The following is a 21238-nucleotide window of genomic DNA, read 5'->3' on the forward strand; positions in this document are numbered from 1 at the left end:
TAAGGAGGAAAGAGCTTTGGACACAGCATATGCACCAACAACACAGGAGAAAGAAACAGAGAATTACGAATTTTTTAACGGCTTCGGGGCATTTGCCTGTGGGGGCAGGGAATATGAAATTCTGCTGGAGGGTGATAACAGACCGCCGGCGCCCTGGATCAATGTTGTTTCAAATAAGAGCTTTGGATTCCAGATATCGGAGTCGGGTGCAGGCTTTACCTGGAGTATCAACAGCAGGGAAAATAAGCTTACGCCCTGGTCTAATGACCCTGTAAGTGACAGAGCTTCCGAGGCAATCTATATTCTGGATGAAATAACCGGTGAGGTGATGACGCCTATGTCCCTTGGAAGATCTGACAAGGGGATTTACCGGGTAAGGCATGGGTTTGGATACAGCAGGTTTCTTCATGAGGAAGATATGGTGGACCAGGAGCTGACTGTCTTTACCCCTTTGGATGAGTCCTTAAAGCTATGGAGCCTTCAACTGACCAACCGCTCGGATAAAGTGAAATATTTAAGCCTGACCTATTATGTGGAATGGGTTCTGGGCACCCAGAGAGAGCAGACCAATCCCTATATTCTCACCACCTATAACAATGAGCATGAATGTTTATATGCAAAAAACATTTATACCATGAACTTTCAAAACACCTATTCCTACCTGTTTTCCAGTGAAACCATTGTCGGTTATACCGGCGACAGACAGGAATTTTTGGGGCAGAAGGGCAGCATCCGGGAACCTCACGGAGCGGAAGTTAAGCTATCCTGTAATACAGGTGTATGCTATGATTCCTGCGGAGCAATTCAGGTATCCGTTGCAATACAGCCGGAAGAGACCAGGACAATATTGTTCGGGCTGGGGCAGAGCACCAGCCTTGAAGAAATATACAAAATCAGAGACAAATACAGGGAGGCTGCTGCTGCTCAAAAGGAGCTTGACAGGGTGAAATCCTATTGGGACGGATTATTAGGGACAATTCAGGTGAAAACCAAGGACAGGGCGGTGGATATTCTGGTCAACGGCTGGCTGCTCTATCAGACGGTATCCTGCCGCATTCAGGCAAGAGCTGCCTTTTATCAGTGCGGAGGAGCTTACGGATACCGGGACCAGCTTCAGGATACCCTTTCCCTTCTTTTTACGGATTCAAGTATCCTGCGCAGGCAAATTTTAATTGCCTGCAGCAGGCAGTTTGAAGAAGGGGATGTCCAGCACTGGTGGCATCCTCCCATGGGGATCGGTGTGAGAACGAAAATCACCGATGATTTGCTGTGGCTGCCTTATTGCACCGCTGCCTATGTGAAAAGCACCGGAGATACCACAATTTTAAAGGAAAAGGTGCCTTACATTAAGGGGCCGGTGCTTAAAGAGGATCAGCATGATGTCATGTTTACTCCGGAAGTATCGGAGCATTTTGACAGTGTTTATGAACATTGTAAAAAGACCATTGACCGGACCTGTTTTGGTGAGCATGGACTTCCTCTCATGGGAGGAGGCGACTGGAATGACGGTATGAATGAGGTGGGAATCATGGGCAAGGGAGAAAGTGTCTGGCTGGCCTGGTTTTTGTATACTGTATTGGGTGACTTCATCCCTTTGTGCGATCAGGAGGGAGATGAGGCTTACGGCCTGGAACTGAAACAGAAACGGGAAACCCTGCTTCAAAGCATTGAAGAACACGCATGGGATGGAGAGTGGTATCTTCGGGCCTTTTACGACGACGGCTCAAAGCTGGGCTCAAAGGAAAACGATGAGTGCCGGATCGATTCCATCAGCCAGTCCTGGAGCGTGATATCAAAGGGGGCAAAAGAGGAACGGGCGAAAACAGCAATGCAGTCTGCCTATCACTATCTGGTAAGGGAGCAGGATGCCATTTCCCTGCTTTTGGCGCCGCCTTTTAATAAGACAAGTAAAAACCCCGGTTATATCAAAAATTATATTCCCGGCATACGGGAAAACGGAGGCCAGTATACCCATGCGGCGGCCTGGCTGGCCATTGCTTCCTCCATGCTTCATGACTATCCCATGGCGCAAACCCTGTTCACCATACTTAACCCGATTCACGTGACACAAAACAGGAAGGATGTGCTCAGGTACGAAAAAGAGCCCTATGTGATGACGGCAGATATATCCCTTAGTCCTCCTTATACAGGAAGAGGCGGCTGGAGCTGGTATACCGGTTCCGGAGGCTGGATGTATCAGGGGCTGTTAAACTGGTTTCTGGGTATCAGGAAAGAGGGGAATGAGCTGATCATTGATCCGGCGACACCTGCAAGCTTCGGGGACTTTTCCGTTGAATATAAGTTCGGGAAATCTCTCTATGAGATCAGGGTGGAAAGCAGAAGCAAGGGAATGCTGACAACAGAATCGGTCACTGTGGATGGCAGGCTTGTTCAGGGGAACAGGGTTATGCTGGAGGATGACGGAAAAACCCATCGGATTATTGTTTAGCTCATTGCATTGCTGTTGTTTTTGCTCTGGAATAGAACTGTTATGAAACAGGCTCAAAGTCCCCATGGATCAAGAATTTATTGCCGGCCTTCCGTCAAGTCTGCCTTAATTTGAACCGATCATAAAAGGGCATAGACAAGTTTTTCTGCAACTTGTTTATGCCTTGAATGAATATTGCCTGCAACATTTTAAAGACGGATGATTATTAAAGTTTTGACTCTGTCTTTTATGATTATATAAATTTGACATTAATGGAGGTAACATGAAGACTGACAGACGGTTGACAAGTGCTTATCAAAATGCTGATACTGTACATTTTGATGACAGTTCAAAAATTATATTTTTTAGCGATGTCCACAGGGGGGATGACAGCGTCTCAGATGAATTCACAAGGAATCAGAATGTTTTTTTACATGCATTAAATTATTATTATAAAGAAGGATATGAATATATTGAAGTTGGGGATGGAGATGAGCTTTGGGAATATAAGAATTTTAGTGTGATCCGTTTGGCGCACAGCGATGTTTTTACCGTAATAAAAAAGTTCTATGATGCGGGCCGATTTATTATGTTATACGGCAATCATAATATTTATTTAAAATCAAAGCGGTTTATCAAAGAAAATTATTATGAATATTATGATGAATACAATCAAATACGCGTGGATTTATTCAGGGGGCTGAAGCCAAAGGAGGCTGTAATTCTTAAGCATAAAAAAACGAATCAGAAAATTTTGGTGCTGCACGGTCATCAGGGTGATTTTATGAATGATCAGTTGTGGTTTTTTTCCATGTTATTACTTCGGTATTTTTGGAGGTATTTTCATATTGTTGGATTTGATAATCCCACCAGCCCGGCTCGTAATTTATATAAAAGACATAAAGTGGAGAAGGTTTATTGCCGGTGGATAGAAAAACATAAAATGATGCTTATCTGCGGACATACTCACAGGCCTAAATTTCCGAAAGCAGATGACCTTCCATACTTTAATACAGGCTGTTGTATACGGACCCGTGGTCTTTCCGGGATTGAAATTGTTGATGGCAAGATACAGATGGTCGACTGGAGAATTGCTGCCGGAGAAAACGGAGAATTGCGCGTTCACAGGACAGTAGTCAGGGGGCCGGTACCAATTGAAAAGTATGATTATAAAAACAATCCATATTCTGCCCAATGTATAAGTTGTGATGATGATGATTAAGAAGCATTCAGCAGCGGATAAAGTGCATTGTTTCTGCTCCGGGTTAAATTCTTTAAAATAAATCGAAACAAAAGAAAACCTTGACATGAATGATGGATTTAATGTTATATTGTCTTTATATTCAATATGATATTATAAAACTGAGGAGGCTGTCATGAATAGAGGGATTGTTGTTACCGGAGGCGCACATGGCATAGGCAGACAAATATGTCTGGATTTCATGGAGGCCGGTGATCAGGTATGCTTTATTGATATAGATGAAAGGAAATCCGCTGATTTTGCAGAAGGGAATCCAAATTTGATTTACTTTTGCGGAGATGTTGCAGACCCGCTGACATTAAAAAGATTTATTGAATTTTCTATGGAAAAGCTTAAGCGGATTGATGTCCTGGTCAACAATGCCTGCCGTGGAAATAAAGGTATTTTGTCAGGTTTATCCTATGAAGAATATGATTATACATTATCAATCGGATTAAAGGCTCCATTTGAATTAAGCCGTTTATGTAAAGATGAATTAATCAAAAATAAAGGAAGAATTATTAATATTGCTTCTTCACGTGCATTTCAGTCAGAGCCTGATACAGAGGCATATGCAAGTGCAAAAGGCGGAATTGTTGCATTGACACATGCTCTGGCCATATCTTTGGGGCCGGATGTCCTTGTTAACTGCATTGCACCAGGCTGGATCAATGTAACCGGGCAGCAGGAATTCAGCCGTGAGGACTGTTCTGCGATCCCGGCGGGAAAAGTAGGAAATCCAAAGGATATTTCGGATATGGTGCTGTTTTTATGTAAACAGGATTTTATTACAGGGGAGACCATTACCGTGGATGGAGGAATGAATAAGCGGATGATTTATCATGGTGATTGGAACTGGAATTATAATGTTGACTGAAAATTGGGTCTGAAATTGGATGAAAACCGCATTCCCTTGTAAAAAGGACTGCGGTTTTCATTAGGGGTCTGGGATAAAGGTCATAAATCTGGGGTCAAAATTACTTCCAATCGGAAAGCCAGGATTTGTCATTTGCAATAGCGGTCACTATTTCCTCTCCCGATTTGAAATTGTCAAAGGTTCCTCTGTTGATTTCGCTGATAGCTTTGCTTAACAGGTTTTCATAATACGCCTCAGGTGTTATTTCGGTTGTGGTCTGATGAAAATGCTGCTGGGATTCAGAAGAGGCTATTCGTGCATATTCGTTTTTAACTTGGTTTATGAGCTCATCACGATTCATATAATCGCTCCTTTGCATAAAAAGTTGTTATTTATCGTTGCCGGGTTTGTGGCGGCTGCCGGACTGCTTCTTGGTATTTCGGCTTTCTCCGTCTAATGCGCTCTCAGCCATGGTGGGACCGCCATTGGCTTTTTTCTTTCGAATGGATTTTGGATCAAGTTGTGAATCTTTAGACATAATTGTTCTCCTTAATATTAATAGGGTTATTATTTGCAGGTAAAGGGATATTATTCAGAAATGTAATTGTATAGACTATGGTATAAAACAGTATCGCTTTTTGTAAATGATAATGGAGCATGCTTTGTTATGTATGAAGGTGAGTTATGGGTGAAAACGGATAGGAATGGATATATGGGAACTTTTAGAGTGTAAAATACAAAAAGTTGCTCCTGTTTTAGCAAGCAACCTTTTATATAGGTAAAATTAAATCAATCATCATACCTGTGTTTACGCAAATGAACTTATTATTCTCATGCTTTCGCAATACGATGAGCTTCGTTACACTTATATTCTTTATACTGTCTTGTATAATGGTCGATTTTATGGGATACCTTTTCCAGATGTTTGTTCATCTCCTGAATTTGATCTTCCACATTTTTTTTGTGTTCGATCAATATATCACAACGCTGTTTCAGAGTCTTTCCGCCTTCTGCGCTTAAATCCATAAACTCTTTAATTTGCTTCAGGGACATGCCCGTATTTTTAAGACAGCAGATCAAACCCAGCCATTCCAGATCATCTTCGGAATAATTACGAATGCCGCTCTTACTTCTGTTAATATGGGACAAAAGACCTTCTTTTTCGTAAAAACGCAGTACATGCGCGCTTAGATTTGTCCGTTCCGATACCTGCTTGATTGTATAACCCATCTGGATTCCCTCCTCCCCTTATTTTGGGGGTGTTTTTCATTTTTCCCGGACCTTTGCATTTTACAGAAATTTTTAATTTTCTATATTGACTTAGAGCTAAGGTTAAGGTTTATGATACAAATATACTATCAAACCAATGGTTTGTCAAATTGCAAATAGGGGGAGAATATAGTGAAAACATTAACAGATTGTTATGAACTCTCAGGCGGTGTGAAGGTTCCCTGTATTGGCTTCGGCACATGGCAGGTACAAAACGGAGATATGGCTGTTGCAGCGGTAAAAGAAGCAATGAAATGCGGCTATCGCCATATTGATACCGCCGCAGGTTACGGTAATGAGGAAAGCGTCGGCATTGCCGTAAAGGAGAGCGGGATTGCCCGTGAAGATATTTTTATCACCAGCAAACTGCAAAATGATATGCATGGATATGAAAATACCATGAAAGCATTTAAGCAGACGATTAAAAACCTGGATATGGATTATCTGGATCTTTATCTGATTCACTGGCCGAACCCAATCAAGTTCCGCAATCAGTGGCAGGAGGCCAATGCCGGAACATGGAAAGCCTTTGAAGAGCTTCATAAAGCCGGGCTCATCCGCGCCATAGGTGTCAGCAATTTCCATCCCCATCATCTTGAAACGCTTATGCAGACGGCAAAGGTACAGCCCATGGTCAATCAGATCAGGCTTTGTCCCGGCGATACACAGGATGAAGTGGTGGATTATTGCAGGGATCATTCGATTCTTCTGGAGGCATACAGCCCTCTTGGTGTAGGAAGGATTTTTGAAGTTCCGCAAATGCAGTCACTGGCACAGAAGTACGGCAAGTCCATTGCTCAGATTTGCGTGCGGTGGAGCCTGGAACGGGGATATTTGCCCCTGCCCAAATCCATCACGCCGGAGCGCATCCGGGAAAATGCCCATGTGTTTGATTTCCAGCTTTCCCCTGAGGATGTGGAGACGATTGCCGGCTTAAAAGGATGCTGCGGATATTCTCATGATCCTGATACGATCACATGGTAAAACAAAAAACGAACAAAATGAAAGGATGAAAACAAATGCTGAATTTTGACTTTTATTCACCGGCACGTATACTTTTTGGAAAAGAAATGGAGAAACAGATCGGTGCGCTTTTAAAACCTCATGCAAGCAAGGTTTTGCTGCATTACGGCGGAGGCAGCATCAAAAAGAGCGGATTATATGACACAGTGATCACCTCATTAAAGGAGAATGGGCTTTCGTTTGTAGAGCTGGGCGGCGTAGTGCCCAATCCACGCCTCTCCCTGGTACATGAAGGAATCGCCTTGTGTAAAGAAGAAAAGGTGGATTTAATTCTGGCCGTGGGCGGCGGAAGCGCTATTGATTCTGCAAAGGCTATTGCAATGGGTGTATATTATGATGGTGACGTCTGGGAGATTTATGAACAGGGTAAAGCAATTGAAAAAGCGCTGCCTGTAGCCACGATTCTCACCATTCCTGCCGCCGGCAGCGAAGCAAGCGGCGATACGGTTATCACCAATGAAGAAAAACAGCTGAAATACGGTTACGGCAGCCCCCACCTGCGGCCTTTGCTCAGCATCATGAATCCGGAATTGTTCTTTACCCTGCCAAAGAATCAGATCGCCAACGGTGTGGCGGACATGATGAGTCATGTTTTTGAACGCTATTTTACCAACACCACGCATACTGACTTAACGGATGGCTTATGCGAAACAGTATTAAAGACCATTATAAAGAACGCTCCTCTTGTGTTTGAAAATCCCCAAAACTACGATGCCTGGTGTGAGGTAGGCTTTGCAGGTACGGTTGCTCATAACGGTTTGGTGGGCATGGGACGCCAGCAGGACTGGGCATGCCATGGAATGGAGCATGAACTCAGCGCCATCTACGATGTGGCTCACGGAGCAGGTCTGGCCGTACTGACTCCTGCGTGGATGAAGTATGTTTATAAGGACAATGTCAACATGTTTGTGCAGTTTGCAGTCAATGTCATGGGCGTAAAGGGAAGCTACCGCGATCCGGACGCCATTGTCCAGGAAGCCATCACGCGCCTGCGTGAATTTTTCTGTAAGCTTGGACTTCCCGCAACCCTTGGGGAACTGGGAATCGATGCAAGCCAGCTTGAATTAATGGCTAAAAAGGCGACAGGCGCAGCCTTTGAAGATGAAGCCCCCATCGGCGGCTTAAAAAAGCTGTATTGGCAGGATGTGCTGGAGATTTATAAGCTGGCACAATAGGAGAAAACAGAACATTAACATCGGTTTTTATTGTATACAGACTAAATCTGTTAAGGAGGTTCAATATCATGAGAACAATCAAGTTAGGGAATTTACAGGTGCCCACGGTTGCGGTGGGATGTATGCGTATCAATAGAATAGATAAGTCTGAAGCAGAGCGTTTTGTTCAGACAGCTCTGGATATTGGTGCTAATTTTTTTGATCATGCGGACATATACGGCGGCGGTGTGTGTGAAGAAATATTTGCAGATGTAATTCACATGAACGCGTCTGTGCGTGAAAAGATGTTTCTGCAATCCAAATGCGGTATCCGCCCAGGTGTGGCGTTTGACTTCTCCAAAGAGCATATTTTGGAAGCAGTGGACGGCAGCTTAAAGAGACTGAAAACCGATTATCTGGATGTGTTATTGCTGCATCGTCCGGATGCGCTGATGGAGCCGGAGGAGGTTGCCGAGGCATTTGACATCCTGCAAAGCGCAGGAAAAGTACGTAACTTTGGCGTTTCCAACCAAAATCCCATGCAGATACAGCTGCTGAAAAAGTTTGTAAAGCAGCCGATTATCGCTAATCAGCTGCAGCTGAGTATTACAAACGCCAATATGATCTCCCAGGGGATTCATGTCAATATGCTTGATGATCAGGCGGTAAACCGGGACGGCAGTGTATTAGACTTCTGCCGTATCAATGATATCACTATTCAGCCCTGGTCTCCTTTCCAATTCGGATTTTTTGAGGGTGTATTCCTGGGAAGTGATAAATTCCCGGAACTCAATGCCAAGATTGATGAGATTTCTGCTAAATATGAGGTTAGCGGCACAACCATTGCCATGGCGTGGCTGCTGCGCCATCCAGCCCAGATGCAGCCTGTGACCGGTACCATGAATTCAGAGCGTCTGAAGGATTGTGTCAGAGCTGCTGATATTAAGCTCACCCGTGAGGAGTGGTATGAGATTTACCTCAGCGCAGGAAACATTTTACCGTAAGAAAATGGATGGGCTTGTTTAAAAATGATATCCAGCATGTTAAAAAAGCTGCCCTAAGATGCAAAAAACAAAACCATTATTCATATGCCGCCAGCAATGGCGGCATTATTTATGCGGATATAAGTTTACGATTCTTCATTGCAAGGTTTATAAATTGGGAGATAAAAAGTTTGAACATTCAATAATTGGATCTGGACCGCTGAGGGCATAATAATCATAAAATAAGGGATATAACAAAAAAAGAGTGCACCCTGGGGCGCACTCTATCTATATGGTAATCCATAAGAAAGAAAAAGTCTATATATTTATAAAATTTTCCTATATAATTTTCATTGCTGCAACAAATATAAAAGATTGATAGGAGAATAAACATGACAAAAACAAAGATAGCAAACATCCCTTATGGACCATATGTCGCTGTTTTAGCGGGTGCTACTGTAAAGGGAAAGCCCAATTATGCCACAATTGGAGCCTATGGAGTTGTAAGCCAGAAGCCTGTGCTTTACATTTCGTTGAAAAATTCCCATTATACAACTGCCGGAGTTATAGAAAATGGATACTTCTCTGTAAACATTCCTTCTTCTGACGATATAGAAAAAACGGATTACTGCGGGACTGCCACGGGCAATCAAACAGATAAATCAAATGTTTTTGAGTCATTTTATGATGAAGCAGGAAAGGCGCCCATGATAAAGGAATGTCCGGTCAATTATCTTTGTAAGGTCATTCAAACGATTCCTATATTTGATTTTACAATGTTTCTTGGTGAAATCGTTTCTGCTTATGCAGAGGAAGGCTGTTTGGAAAACGGAAGGCCGGATGCATTAAAGGTCAAGCCTACCATTTTAATGGACTCCGGGTATTTTGACTTAAGGGACAGAGTGGGTTCCATATTTCAATCGTGCAGCGGCAGCCGTTCCGTATGAAAATTTTTTATAAAACTGTTGACATTCACGCGGCGTAATAGTTTATAGTGGTTTTTGCAAGGAGGTGAAAAGATGGAATACACCATTAATAAGCTGGCGAAACTGGCGGGGGTCAGTACAAGAACATTGAGGTATTACGATGAGTTAGGATTACTTACACCCGCCAGGGTCAGTTCCAATGGATATCGGATTTACGGACAAAAGGAGATCGATCGGCTGCAGCAAATCCTTTTTTACCGTGAGCTGGGGGTATCGCTGGAAGAAATCCGAAATATTCTGGATTCAAAGGACTTTGACGGACTTTCAGCGTTGGAAAGCCATTTGTCTGCCCTGCTTGCCAGGCGAAAGCAATTGGATCTGCTGGTCGCCAATGTAGAGAAAACCATTAAGGCCAAAAAAGGAGAAATGATAATGAGTGATCAGGAGAAGTTTGAAGGCTTTCTTCAAAAGCTGGTGGATGATAACGAACGTCAATACGGGGAGGAAGCCAGGGAAAAATACGGGGACGAAAGCGTCAGCCGTTCCAACGCCAAGGTTTTGAACATGAGCAAAGAACAGTATACTGAATTGGAAAAACTGACGTCAGATTTAAACGGGACATTAAAAGCAGCCTTTGAGCAAGGCGATCCGGCCGGAGAACTGGCACAAAAAGCCTGCGAGCTGCATAAAAAATGGCTGTGCTTTTATTGGGACGCTTACAGCAAAGAAGCCCATATAGGCGTGACCCAGATGTATGTGGACGATTCCCGCTTTACGGCGTATTACGATAAGATCGCACCCGGCTGCGCAGTATTTTTACGTGACGCGGTAGCAATATACTGCAAATAACTTCATAGAAGGCGAAGGATAGAAAGCTCACTTGCTGAAAAGCAAGTGGGCTTTTTTCTGGATTAATGGGAGGGGTTTTTCTGGTATTTTATGGGATTCCATGCTCATCAGATCAGGTTAGCCTGATATGGTTCTATTTTTGAATATTAACCTGATCAAGCAGCGGAGCGGAGGATCTGCCCCCTGGTCAGTGAGGATATCCGAATGACTTTCCTTAATTTTTGGAAATTGACAATCATATATGACTCATGATAGAATAACTTAAATTTGGTTAATAAAGGAGGGCATTCGTTCTATGTATTCTGTTCGTTTAAGATAAGCTGGCAATAAAGAAGCAGTTATATCATCCACAAAGGTGGGCTTTTTTGTTATGCTTATTTTACGAATTAAGACATGGATACGGGTGAAGTGTAGCTATCTGAGGCTATGCGTTTTTTCTCTAAGTCTTTTTAACGTTAATATGCAGACTAAAGCCCGCATTGGGGATTTTAGCCTGCATTTTTTATTGCCAAAAATCAAGTGAAAACAACAATAAAAGGTGCAAGGAGAAAAAATATATGAAAAATAAAACTTTAAAATGGAAACAAGCATTTTTTACCATATGGGCAGGACAGGCAATTTCACTTATTACCAGCGCCGTACTGCAAATGGCGATAATTTTTTATCTTACGGAAAAAACAGGCTCAGCCATGGTGCTGTCAATTACTTCATTTGTTGGATTTCTGCCGTACGCAGTCCTTGGGCCTGTGATCGGTGTATTCGTTGACCGTTATGATAGAAAGAAGATCATGATTGGTGCTGATTTGATGATTGCTGCCGCAGGTGCAGTGCTGGCTGTTATTGCTTTGTATAGTGAGTTATCGGTTTGGATGGTTATGGCAGTTCTGTTTATCCGGAGTATTGGGACAGCGTTTCATTCTCCCGCATTAAGCGCAGTTACGCCCCTGCTGGTACCGGAAGAGCAGCTGACCAGATGCGCAGGTTACAGTCAGTCTTTACAGTCTGTGAGCTATATTCTCAGTCCTGCTGCAGCTGCATTTTTATATTCTGTCTGGGAATTGAATTCGATTATAGCCATGGACGTGGCTGGCGCAATCATTGCATGCATTACGGTAGGTCTTGTACCTATTCCCAGACCTTGTGTTGAGGAGCAAAGACCAAAGCAGAATTTTATGAGGGAAATGAAGGAAGGATTTGCTGTTTTAAGAGAAAATAGAGGGTTATTTGTGCTGCTGCTTATAGGCACACTGTATATGTTTGTCTATATGCCGATTAATGCACTTTATCCTTTGATCAGCATGGAATATTTTGGCGGAACACCGGTGCATGTCTCTGTTACTGAAATTGCTTACGCTTCCGGTATGCTGGCAGGTGGTTTGATATTAGGACTGTTTGGCAATCTGAAAAAGAGGGTCTCATTTATAACAGCTTCTATTTTTATGATGGGATTCAGTTTGACCATCTCGGGATTGCTGCCTCCAGGCGGATTTGCCGTATTTGTAATCTGCTGCGCAGCGATGGGTCTTTCCGTTCCCTTTTACAGCGGTATTCAAACGGCTCTTTTTCAAGAGAAGGTGAAGCCTGAATATTTGGGACGTGTGTTTTCTCTGACAGGAAGCATCATGTCTTTGGCCATGCCCATTGGTCTGATCCTCTCAGGATTTTTTGCAGATCGGATTGGTGTAAACCATTGGTTTTTCCTGTCAGGTATTTTAATAATCGGAATTGCAGTCATTTGCCTGATGGCAAGTGATGTCAGAAAGCTGGATTAATCAATAAAAAACTTATAGGAGGAGGTGATATAAGTTTTTCATCAAAAGGTCTTGACACGATATATCTTTATGATATATTATTGTGATATAAAAATAGACAGAAGGTGTACAGATGAGAGAGAATGCTGGGAAATCAAAATACGTGATGCTGGGAATGCTTGCCCGCATGCCGCAGACCGGCTATACGATCAAAAAATGGCTGGAGAACGAATACAGCCATTTCTGGCAGGAGAGTTTTGGGCAGATTTATCCCACTCTTAAGAAACTGGTGGCTGAGGGACTGGCCGCCAGCTCCGATCGCACCCAGCCTGGAAATGGGCGGGGGCAGATCGTATACAGCATCACTGACGCAGGCAGAAAGGAGCTTTCAGACTGGCTGCGTGAGGAGCCTGAAATCGAGAAGATAAGGTACGAAATATTACTCAAGATCTCCTTTGGTGAGAATACGGAGCCTGAGGTGCTGCTTGGACATCTGGACGATTTTATCAGAAGGAATGATAAGCTGGTCAAGGATATGAACGGCTATATGGAGCTTGTTGAGCAGTTCAAAGACAAGGATATTGACTGCTCCTACAGTAAGCTGACCGCGCTCTGCGGCGTTTATATATATTCTGCAATGAGGGATTGGGCTGTTGAGGCAAAGAAAGTCATTTCAGGGAAAGAAGCTGATCAATAATATCCCATTGACAATGTAACTGTCAACTATATAGAATGAGCTGGGAAGAGAGGAATCCCTCATTAAGCTTCCATTCATCTATATCACAAAAAGAATAAGCCAATAACCAGTTTTTCCTGGCTACAAACTTATTATACGAGGAGAATCGTTATGAGCACTCTGGTTGTATATTTTTCATTTACTGGCAGCACAAAATTTATTGCAGAAAAGATTGCGGAAACTATGAACGCCGATATTGCCCAGTTAAAAACCAGCAAGGAATATCCGGCAGATGGATTTAAGAAGTATTTTTTTGGCGGAAAGAGCGTCATTTTTGGAGAGAAGCCGGATCTGGTAAACGAGCCAATTGATTGGAACCGTTATGATACCATTATAATCGGAACGCCCGTCTGGGCAGGATCCTTTGCGCCGCCTATAAAAAGTTTTATCAGCCAATATAAAATCCGGGGCAAACGGATTGCGCTGTTTGCCAGTCACGGAGGAGGCGGAGCCAAAAAGTGCTTTGCAAAACTAAAAAAGGAGCTTTCCGGCAATGAATTCATCTGTGAGATAGATTTCGTGGAACCTAAGAAAAATCGTGAGGGAAATACTTCTAAAGCTGTTAAGTGGGCCAGGAGCATTGCCGTCTGATAACCTGCATGTAATTGCCTGCCATAAACTGCCGCCTGTTGTTATGTGCCGTAAGCGGCCGGGGATAATTCAGGCTGACATCAGACCTTTATTAAGGTGGATTGGAGATGAATAATGGGAAATACGGATAAGTTTGAGTTGATAGCTGATATATATGACACTCCTGAAAGGATCCGGATTGGAAAGGTGTCATCAAACGCCATTCGTGAATATTTGGCTGGTGCTGAGAACAAAAACGCCATTGACTTTGGCTGCGGAACAGGTCTTGTGGGCATGAATCTGCTGGATGATTTTAAATCAATACTGTTTCTGGATACATCACAAAACATGATTAACCAGGTAAATCAAAAGATTTCCGGCTCCAATGTACAGAATGCAGCTGCATTGTGCTTTGATTTTGAGAAGGACAGTCTTTCGGATTTGCAGACTGACTATATTTTTATGGTTCAGGTTTTACTTCATATCAGGGACTTTAAGTCAGTTTTATTAAAGCTGTATGATGTTTTAAACCCGGGAGGGCATTTGATAATTATTGATTTTAACAAGAACCATGAAGTGGTTTCAGATCTGGTTCATAATGGTTTTGACCAGGAGAAGCTGGCAAAGGATTTATTAGAAATAGGATTTAAGCATATTCGGTCCAGAACATTCCATAAAGGCAGCAATCTGTTTATGGGCCGTGATGCGTCCTTATTCATACTTGATTCGCAAAAATAAGCTTTCAGTACAACCCTTTTCTTATGTCTTTTCAAATCATTTCTTCCTGACCGTTACCGGGTTTTGGCGGCTGCCGGACTACTTTTTAGTAATTCGGCAGCCGCCATCTGATTTCTCTCATCATATTAATGGTCAAGTGGAAACAGTATGCTTTTTTAATTGAAAATAAAATATATTTGTGAGATTGAATGCTCTTGTGTATACTTGTATTAAGTAATTATATTGTTTATTTATTACCCCAATTTCATAATTTATTTTAAAAAATGCAAAAATTCAGGAGGTAGTACGATGCAGAAAGTAATCCCACATTTATGGTACGACAAAGAAGCAGTTGAAGCGGCCCAATGGTATGTAGAACTTTTTGAGAATTCAAGAATCCTTCGTACCGGCATAATCCGTGACACTCCGTCAGGAGATACGCAGACCGTTGAGTTTCAGCTTGCGGGCATGAGGTTTTCTGCCATCAGCGCAGGACCTTATTTTACCCTCAACCCCTCGATTTCACTTATGGTAGCCTGCTCCGGTCCGGAAGAGGTGGACAGGCTGCATTCCCATTTATCAACAGGTGGAATGGAGCTCATGCCTTTGGGAGAGTATCCCTTCAGCAAACGTTATGCCTGGCTCCAGGATAAATATGGCTTAAGCTGGCAGCTCATGCTGGTTGAGAACATGGAAGAGCATCAAAGGATCAGGCTTTCCTTTCTGTTTTCAGGAGACGCATGCGGAAAAGCGGAAGAAGCCCTGAATTACTACCTTTCCGTTTTCCAGGGTTCCACAAAAGGATACGTAAACCATTTTCAGGCAGGGGAGGCTATGGATAAAAGGGCAAAGATAAACTACAGCGAGCTGAATATTCAGGGGCACCAGATGATTGCCATGGATCATGGATATGGCGGGGATTTTACGTTTAATGAAGCATTCTCCCTTATGATCCCTTGTGCAAACCAGGCGGAAATCGATTATTTCTGGGATAAGCTTTCCTTTGTTCCTGAGTCCGAGCAATGCGGCTGGGTAAAAGACCAGTTTGGCTTATCATGGCAGATCGTACCTGAGAACCTGGATGACGTTATGGCCAAAGGAACCGAAGAAGAAGTGAAACGAATCACAGAGGCATTTTTAAAAATGAAAAAGCTGGATATCGCTGCTCTTGAAAAGGCGTGGTCAGGAGAATGACAAGCAGGCTGCGAATATCCGGTTGACAATATTGTTCTTGACAATTAGTCAGTGCTGAGTATAATTATAGTCAGGACTGACTAATTTGTTATTCAGAAAGGTGAATGGTATGATCCCACTTTATATTCTCGGTTTACTTCAAAGATTCGGCCCACAGCACGGATACCAGATTAAAAAAATCATTGCAGAGCAGCTTTCCGACTTTACGCAGATCAAACTTCCCACCATTTATTATCATCTGGAAAAAATGGAGGTGGACGGCCTGCTTTCCGCAAACAGGGAAAAGCCCGGCGGCAGGCCGGAAAAAACCATCTATTCCATTACGGAGAAAGGAATCCTGGCATTTAAGAACATGATTGCAGGACTGCTTGAATTTGAGTACCGGCCTACCTTTCCTTCAGACGGCGTTTTTTACTTTGCCGATTATATTGAAAAGGCAGAGCTTGTAAGCCATTTGGCGGATTATATGGATAAACTGAAGGCATCCCTGTCCAATATTAAAAAGCACAGGGAAGAAACCATGCATGTTGTTCCGGATGAGGACAGAGAAATGGTCCACATCATATTCAGCCATCATGAACACCATTTTCAGGCAGAGCTGGACTGGGCGGAAGAATCACTGAATCGTTTGAATTTATAGGGGAGGTATTATGAAAAAGCAAAGGATCATAGAAACACAGGAAGGCATTCAGGATAAACTGACTGTTGAAATTTTCGACGATTTTGCCAGGATCATGCGGGATAAAGGCTGGAACAATGTGGACAGCTTTATCAGAGCAGGAATCACAAAGGGAAAGGTTTTAGAGATCGGTCCGGGACCCGGATATGTTGGCCTTGAGTGGTTAAAAAGGTTTCCTGATGCAGCTCTTACGGGATGTGAAATAAGCCGGGAAATGATCAGGCTTGCGGAGAAAAATGCAAGGGATTATGGTTTTGAAAACCGGGCAGGCTACGTGGAAGGCAATTGCATGGAGATGCCCTTTTCAGACAATTCCTTTGATGCTGTTTTTTCCAACGGGTCGCTTCATGAATGGGAGGATCCCATAAAGGTGTTCCATGAAATACACAGGGTCTTAAAGCCGGGAGGACTTTTTTGCATCACAGACATGCGGCGGGATGTGAACCCTCTGATCAAATGGCTTATTTATTTTTCAACCAGGCCAAAGGCCATACGTCCGGGGTTTTTAACCTCTTACAATGCAGCCTATACCGGTGATGAGATTAAAACACTGCTTGGTCAGTCGGAATTAAAGTCTGCCGCCGTAAGCAAAGAATTTTTCGGCTTATGCATATCAGGAAAGAAAGCTGTTATATGACAGGAGCAAGGCCGGATTGATACAGGGTATGACATAGAAAGAGAGAAAGGTGATTGTGCATGAAGAACAGTCGCCTTTCTCTCTACCTTAATTGTAACACATAGAATTACCAACAACAAGACTGTTTTTCTGATTCCGGTTGTGCTAGACTTTTTGAATGGCAGTTTAGGAAATGGATTTTCTGCCGATTCTAAAAGAGAGGTGGTATTTGTTATGGAAAATAGTAAAATGGAATTAGAACTTGAAAATATCAGGTTGGAACAAACCATAGCCTTGGCCAGGGAACAGCTGGATCAGGCGAGGGAGCGCAATGAGGAAAACAAGTCGGCCATTATTTCTGCCAAGCAAGAGCTGCGGGAGAATACTTCACACTCCATATCAGACCTCTGGAGCAGTGAAGGCTTTGAGGCCCTTGCAGCCCTGAATCAGTATGCAAATCCCATTACAGATAAAATCGCAGATTATGAAGCGGTAGAAAATAAGATCGCACTGCTGGAGAACATGATCCAGAGCCCGTACTTTGCACGGATCGATTTTAGGTTCGAGGATGAGGATACATTTGAAAAAATCTATATAGGACGTTCTTCCTTAAAGAAAGACAATACAAACGAGTTCTATATTTATGACTGGAGATCCCCCATTGCAAGCGTATTTTACCGCTTTGTCCTGGGGCAGGCTTTTTATGATGCTCCTGGGGGAAGGATAACAGGAGAAGTTAATTTAAAGCGCCAGTATGAAATCAGCAAAGGGAAGCTGGAATATTTCTTTGACGCCGATGTGCAGATCGTAGATGAATTCTTAAGGAAGCTTTTGTCGCAAAATACTTCTCCCAAAATGAAGACCATTGTAGAAACCATTCAAAGGGAGCAGGATATTGTTATAAGGGATATGGAAAATGATTTAATGATGGTGCAGGGAGTGGCAGGCAGCGGGAAGACGTCCATTGCCCTTCACAGGGCCGCGTACCTTATGTACCAGGGACTTACCTCCAGGCTGTCTGCTGATAATATCCTGATCATTTCGCCAAACACGTTATTTGAGCAGTACATTTCCAATGTGCTGCCTGAACTTGGAGAAGATCATGTGGTTTCTGTGGTGTTTGAAGATATCATTGCTTTGTCTTTAAAGAATGAACAGGTGCAGACAAGAAATCAGTTTTTGGAAAACCTGATTTCAAATTCAAAATACAGGGATATGATAAAAAGCACCATGGAGTTCAAGACTTCCCGTCAGTTTCTGGAAATATTGGACCGTTTTATTGATGACCTTCCCCATAAATGGATGGATTTCAAGGATGTAATCTATGATGGGAAGTGCATCATAAGCAAAGAAATGCTGAAAGAAAAGGTATTATCCGGAAGAAATGAGACTCTTTTGGGTGTGAGGCTGAAACTGATAGAGGAATATATTCTGGAGCTGATCAGTGAGTCCAAGAAATACCGTATGAAAAAGCCGGAAAAGCTTCTGATAAAGGAAGAAATGCTGAAATTCATGGAACTTGACGTGAAGGCTGTGTATAGAAAACTGTTTCATGATAAAGAATATTTCTACAGCCTGGCAGAAGGTGTGGAGCTTCCCGGCGGCATGGATGATATTTTGGCTTTTACACAGGAAAATCTGGATACTTTTCTGCTGTACTATGACGATGCAACTGTCCTCACCTATTTGAATTTGAGGATAAACGGAGTCAACGAATACAAAACCATAAAACAGGTAGTCATTGATGAAGCTCAGGATTATTATCCTCTCCATTTTGAAATATTCAATTTACTGTTCCCAAAAGCGAAATTCACCATTCTGGGAGATATTAACCAGACCCTTGAGAAAAAGGAAGATTTATCCTTATACCAACAGATCAGGAAAATCTTTCATAAGAAAAAGTCTTCCCTTGTGACCATGGACAAAAGCTTCCGCTGTACAAATGAGATTTTAAACTATGGTTTAAGATTCCTTGAGGGAAGTACGGAAATAAAGAGCTTCAACCGAAAAGGAGATGAGCCGAAGCTATATACAGCCGAAGACCAATTGTCATTTCATAATATGATCGTTTCGGAGGTTAGATCCTGTATAGAAGCAGGCTGCCAGTCCATTGGGCTGATCTGTAAAACAGAAAAAAATGCCCTTGATTTGTTTAAGCGTTTAAAGGACAAAGCTGATGTTCATTTAGTGAAAAACGGGGAGACGGCAGATTTGCAGGGTGTATTTATCATGCCTGTATATATGTCCAAGGGACTTGAGTTTGATGCCGTCTTAATATGCGATGTCAACGGGGAAAATTATTACAGTGAAGATGATAAAAAGCTTTTATACATCTCGTGTACAAGGGCGCTTCACAGACTCAGCCTGTTTTCCATGGGAGAGGCCAGTCCGCTGCTTGCTGAAAAGGAATTGTAAGGAGGTAATATCCATGTCAAATGAAGAACTGCTTCACATACTGAAAAAACGGTTTGAGGAAAACATGAACCGTCATAAAGATCTTAAGTGGGAAAACGTGCAGGAAAGACTGGAGGGGAATGTTAAAAAGCTCTGGTCGCTGAATGAGATGGAAAGAACCGGCGGGGAACCGGATGTGATTGCCTTAGATGAGGCAGCAGGTGAATACATTTTTTGTGACTGTTCAGATGAAAGCCCCAAAGGCCGCAGAAGCATCTGCTATGACCGGGAAGGACAGGAGGAGAGGGAGCGGAAAGGGGTGTACCCGGAAGGCAGTGCCGTGGGTATGGCGGCTGATATGGGGATTGAACTGTTAACAGAAGAACAATACAGGGAGCTGCAGAAGCTTGGGAATTTTGACAGGAAGACATCCAGCTGGGTGAAGACGCCTTCTGATATCAGAAAGCTGGGCGGCGCCGTCTTTGCCGACTTCCGCTACGGTCATGTTTTCCTGTACCACAATGGCGCGTCCAGCTTTTACAGCAGCAGGGCGTTCCGCGGTTTGCTGAGGGTTTGACAGACATGGGTGAAAAGAGGTATCTGGTTTTGCCCCATCAGGAACTGATCAGAAAAAACAGTTTCTCATTGCCGAAAAGGCCGGTAAGCTATATAATCATTACTGATCGGCAGTAAATTTTGTGAGGTAGAATATTATGAACCAAATAATTATGTTGGATATCAATTTTCAGTATGGGAATGAAAACCGGACCATTCATCCGGTTTTATTATTAAGCTCCAGTGAAGTCGTTTTGGTGGATTGCGGATATCCCGGTTTCCTGCCGTTGTTAGAGACTGAGATGAGATCAAAGGGAATTGATCCAGGCACTTTAACGAAAGTCCTGATCACTCACCATGATGATGACCACATGGGAGCCTTATATGAATTAAAGGAAAAATATCCGGATGTGGAGGTTGTGGCAGGCGCTGAGGAAAGCAGGTATATTTCCGGTGAGAGAAAATCTCTGCGCTTATTGCAGGCGGAAGAAATGCTGAATGTGCTGCCGGAAGAGCAAAAGTCCTTTGGAATCCAATTCTGTGAATCTTTAAGAAAGGTCAGGCCCGTTCCAGTGGATCGGACGGTCAAGGACGGAGATCATTTTGACTGGGCCGGAGGCTGTGAGATTCTGGATACTTCAGGCCATATGCCGGGTCATATTTCCTTATATTTAAAAGAGAGCCATTCCGTTATTACAGGAGACGCCGCAGTCTTGAATGACGGCCGGCTGGTTATCGCAAACCCTCAGTATACCCTGGACCTACATAAGGCCAAGGCTTCTCTTAAAAGGCTCATATCCCTGGACGCGGACCGTTATTATTGTTATCATGGAGGGATATTTGAAGGCCGGAAAAAGTGATCTAAGCAGGAGGCTGTGTTTATTTACAGGTGATCATCACCAATAAACACAGCCTCTTTTTTGTGTGAAAATAGGAAGTACAGGCCTTGTTATAAAATTAACAGGAACTGTTCCCTGCAATATGCTGCAAATGAGTATGTGTTGAAAAATGTCGAATTTTGTGGTAAATTATAGGAAATTAAGAAAGTATGACAGGATATTTAACTGAATCAAATGAGTGGCGAAGCGGATTGGGAATATCCGCGTGACCATGAAAAGAATCTGGAAATAGTGGGGCATCAGAAGCAGCTTTGCCGACAAGTTGTATATCCGAAGCAACTGTCAGAACAATACTAAGAAGTGTGTATCGCAAACTTGGTATTCATTCAAAAACTGAGCTGGATACAAAGGAATTCTGACAGAAAACTTTAATATACTGCATAATGGAGTATGAGGGAA

The 21238-nt window shown here is 43.0% G+C and carries 21 protein-coding genes; 18 read left to right on the plus strand and 3 right to left on the minus strand.

Annotated elements, in window-relative coordinates; translation table 11 throughout:
• Positions 1–16 precede the first annotated feature (16 nt).
• The 3 genes from K401_RS0112255 (at position 17) to K401_RS0112265 (ending at position 4545) form a co-directional block, all read left to right on the plus strand.
• Entirely contained in the window at positions 17–2449 is a 2433-nt protein-coding gene (locus K401_RS0112255; protein ID WP_024293223.1) for a glycoside hydrolase family 94 protein, read from the plus strand.
• A 262-nt stretch (positions 2450–2711) separates the two neighbouring features.
• Positions 2712–3650 carry a metallophosphoesterase gene (locus K401_RS0112260; protein WP_024293224.1) on the plus strand — a complete coding sequence of 313 codons (939 nt, stop codon included), beginning with the start codon at positions 2712–2714 and terminating at the stop codon, positions 3648–3650.
• Between the two features lie 154 nt (positions 3651–3804).
• Positions 3805–4545 (plus strand): SDR family oxidoreductase, encoded by a 741-nt coding sequence (locus tag K401_RS0112265; RefSeq protein WP_024293225.1) that lies wholly within the window; start codon positions 3805–3807, stop codon positions 4543–4545.
• A 100-nt stretch (positions 4546–4645) separates the two neighbouring features.
• Here K401_RS0112265 and K401_RS0112270 read toward each other — a convergent pair whose 3' ends face one another.
• From K401_RS0112270 to K401_RS0112280, 3 genes are all read right to left on the minus strand, one after another.
• Complete coding sequence (locus tag K401_RS0112270; RefSeq protein WP_024293226.1) at positions 4646–4885, minus strand: hypothetical protein; 240 nt, start codon at positions 4883–4885, stop codon at positions 4646–4648.
• 27 nt (positions 4886–4912) lie between these two features.
• Positions 4913–5062, minus strand: coding sequence for a hypothetical protein (locus K401_RS33195; protein WP_013274485.1), 150 nt, complete (start codon positions 5060–5062; stop codon positions 4913–4915).
• 293 nt (positions 5063–5355) lie between these two features.
• Positions 5356–5754 carry a MerR family transcriptional regulator gene (locus tag K401_RS0112280; protein ID WP_024293227.1) on the minus strand — a complete coding sequence of 133 codons (399 nt, stop codon included), beginning with the start codon at positions 5752–5754 and terminating at the stop codon, positions 5356–5358.
• 171 nt (positions 5755–5925) lie between these two features.
• On the opposite strand from K401_RS0112280, the gene K401_RS0112285 reads away from it, so the two are divergent.
• The 15 genes from K401_RS0112285 to K401_RS0112360 all read left to right on the plus strand — a co-directional run bounded on the left by K401_RS0112285 (position 5926) and on the right by K401_RS0112360 (position 20800).
• Positions 5926–6777, plus strand: coding sequence for an aldo/keto reductase (locus K401_RS0112285; protein WP_024293228.1), 852 nt, complete (start codon positions 5926–5928; stop codon positions 6775–6777).
• Positions 6778–6812: 35 nt separating this feature from the next.
• The gene (locus K401_RS0112290; RefSeq protein WP_024293229.1) at positions 6813–7991 is read left to right on the plus strand and encodes an iron-containing alcohol dehydrogenase; all 1179 of its coding nucleotides are present in this window, start codon (positions 6813–6815) and stop codon (positions 7989–7991) included.
• Between the two features lie 68 nt (positions 7992–8059).
• Positions 8060–8974, plus strand: coding sequence for an aldo/keto reductase (locus K401_RS0112295; protein WP_024293230.1), 915 nt, complete (start codon positions 8060–8062; stop codon positions 8972–8974).
• 371 nt (positions 8975–9345) lie between these two features.
• Positions 9346–9900: a flavin reductase family protein gene (locus K401_RS0112305; protein ID WP_024293231.1), complete on the plus strand. Its 555-nt coding sequence runs from the start codon at positions 9346–9348 to the stop codon at positions 9898–9900.
• Between the two features lie 72 nt (positions 9901–9972).
• Positions 9973–10728, plus strand: a complete 756-nt coding sequence (locus K401_RS0112310; RefSeq protein ID WP_024293232.1) for a MerR family transcriptional regulator — start codon at positions 9973–9975, stop codon at positions 10726–10728.
• 557 nt (positions 10729–11285) lie between these two features.
• Positions 11286–12500, plus strand: coding sequence for a macrolide efflux MFS transporter Mef(A) (gene mef(A), locus K401_RS0112315; protein ID WP_024293233.1), 1215 nt, complete (start codon positions 11286–11288; stop codon positions 12498–12500).
• Positions 12501–12612: 112 nt separating this feature from the next.
• A complete protein-coding gene (locus K401_RS0112320; RefSeq protein WP_024293234.1) occupies positions 12613–13176 on the plus strand; it encodes a PadR family transcriptional regulator in 564 nt (187 codons plus the stop codon).
• A 150-nt stretch (positions 13177–13326) separates the two neighbouring features.
• On the plus strand, positions 13327–13806 hold the full coding sequence (locus K401_RS0112325) for a flavodoxin family protein (protein WP_024293235.1): 480 nt from the start codon (positions 13327–13329) through the stop codon (positions 13804–13806).
• 114 nt (positions 13807–13920) lie between these two features.
• Entirely contained in the window at positions 13921–14523 is a 603-nt protein-coding gene (locus tag K401_RS0112330; RefSeq protein ID WP_024293236.1) for a class I SAM-dependent methyltransferase, read from the plus strand.
• A 288-nt stretch (positions 14524–14811) separates the two neighbouring features.
• Positions 14812–15696, plus strand: coding sequence for a VOC family protein (locus K401_RS0112335; RefSeq protein ID WP_024293237.1), 885 nt, complete (start codon positions 14812–14814; stop codon positions 15694–15696).
• 109 nt (positions 15697–15805) lie between these two features.
• Positions 15806–16336, plus strand: a complete 531-nt coding sequence (locus K401_RS0112340; RefSeq protein WP_024293238.1) for a PadR family transcriptional regulator — start codon at positions 15806–15808, stop codon at positions 16334–16336.
• Positions 16337–16346: 10 nt separating this feature from the next.
• Complete coding sequence (locus K401_RS0112345; RefSeq protein ID WP_024293239.1) at positions 16347–17012, plus strand: class I SAM-dependent methyltransferase; 666 nt, start codon at positions 16347–16349, stop codon at positions 17010–17012.
• Between the two features lie 213 nt (positions 17013–17225).
• Complete coding sequence (locus K401_RS0112350) at positions 17226–19406, plus strand: HelD family protein (protein ID WP_024293240.1); 2181 nt, start codon at positions 17226–17228, stop codon at positions 19404–19406.
• A gap of 13 nt (positions 19407–19419) precedes the next feature.
• A complete protein-coding gene (locus K401_RS0112355) occupies positions 19420–19962 on the plus strand; it encodes a DUF4256 domain-containing protein (protein WP_034620242.1) in 543 nt (180 codons plus the stop codon).
• Positions 19963–20098: 136 nt separating this feature from the next.
• Entirely contained in the window at positions 20099–20800 is a 702-nt protein-coding gene (locus K401_RS0112360; RefSeq protein WP_024293242.1) for an MBL fold metallo-hydrolase, read from the plus strand.
• Positions 20801–21238 lie beyond the last annotated feature (438 nt).

This window comes from Lacrimispora indolis DSM 755, from assembly GCF_000526995.1.
Taxonomy (GTDB): Bacteria; Bacillota; Clostridia; order Lachnospirales; family Lachnospiraceae; genus Lacrimispora; species Lacrimispora indolis.

Excerpts from the sequence above, each read along its gene's own strand:
- K401_RS0112360 (WP_024293242.1), top strand. The coding sequence starts at position 20,099 with ATGAACCAAATAATTATGTTGGATATCAATTTTCAGTATGGGAATGAA.
- K401_RS0112265 (WP_024293225.1), top strand. The coding sequence starts at position 3,805 with ATGAATAGAGGGATTGTTGTTACCGGAGGCGCACATGGCATAGGCAGA.
- K401_RS0112310 (WP_024293232.1), top strand. The coding sequence starts at position 9,973 with ATGGAATACACCATTAATAAGCTGGCGAAACTGGCGGGGGTCAGTACA.
- K401_RS0112355 (WP_034620242.1), top strand. The coding sequence starts at position 19,420 with ATGTCAAATGAAGAACTGCTTCACATACTGAAAAAACGGTTTGAGGAA.
- K401_RS33195 (WP_013274485.1), bottom strand. The coding sequence starts at position 5,062 with ATGTCTAAAGATTCACAACTTGATCCAAAATCCATTCGAAAGAAAAAA.
- K401_RS0112305 (WP_024293231.1), top strand. The coding sequence starts at position 9,346 with ATGACAAAAACAAAGATAGCAAACATCCCTTATGGACCATATGTCGCT.
- K401_RS0112295 (WP_024293230.1), top strand. The coding sequence starts at position 8,060 with ATGAGAACAATCAAGTTAGGGAATTTACAGGTGCCCACGGTTGCGGTG.
- K401_RS0112330 (WP_024293236.1), top strand. The coding sequence starts at position 13,921 with ATGGGAAATACGGATAAGTTTGAGTTGATAGCTGATATATATGACACT.
- K401_RS0112345 (WP_024293239.1), top strand. The coding sequence starts at position 16,347 with ATGAAAAAGCAAAGGATCATAGAAACACAGGAAGGCATTCAGGATAAA.
- K401_RS0112290 (WP_024293229.1), top strand. The coding sequence starts at position 6,813 with ATGCTGAATTTTGACTTTTATTCACCGGCACGTATACTTTTTGGAAAA.
- K401_RS0112325 (WP_024293235.1), top strand. The coding sequence starts at position 13,327 with ATGAGCACTCTGGTTGTATATTTTTCATTTACTGGCAGCACAAAATTT.
- K401_RS0112280 (WP_024293227.1), bottom strand. The coding sequence starts at position 5,754 with ATGGGTTATACAATCAAGCAGGTATCGGAACGGACAAATCTAAGCGCG.
- K401_RS0112320 (WP_024293234.1), top strand. The coding sequence starts at position 12,613 with ATGAGAGAGAATGCTGGGAAATCAAAATACGTGATGCTGGGAATGCTT.
- K401_RS0112270 (WP_024293226.1), bottom strand. The coding sequence starts at position 4,885 with ATGAATCGTGATGAGCTCATAAACCAAGTTAAAAACGAATATGCACGA.
- K401_RS0112340 (WP_024293238.1), top strand. The coding sequence starts at position 15,806 with ATGATCCCACTTTATATTCTCGGTTTACTTCAAAGATTCGGCCCACAG.
- K401_RS0112335 (WP_024293237.1), top strand. The coding sequence starts at position 14,812 with ATGCAGAAAGTAATCCCACATTTATGGTACGACAAAGAAGCAGTTGAA.
- K401_RS0112350 (WP_024293240.1), top strand. The coding sequence starts at position 17,226 with ATGGAAAATAGTAAAATGGAATTAGAACTTGAAAATATCAGGTTGGAA.
- K401_RS0112260 (WP_024293224.1), top strand. The coding sequence starts at position 2,712 with ATGAAGACTGACAGACGGTTGACAAGTGCTTATCAAAATGCTGATACT.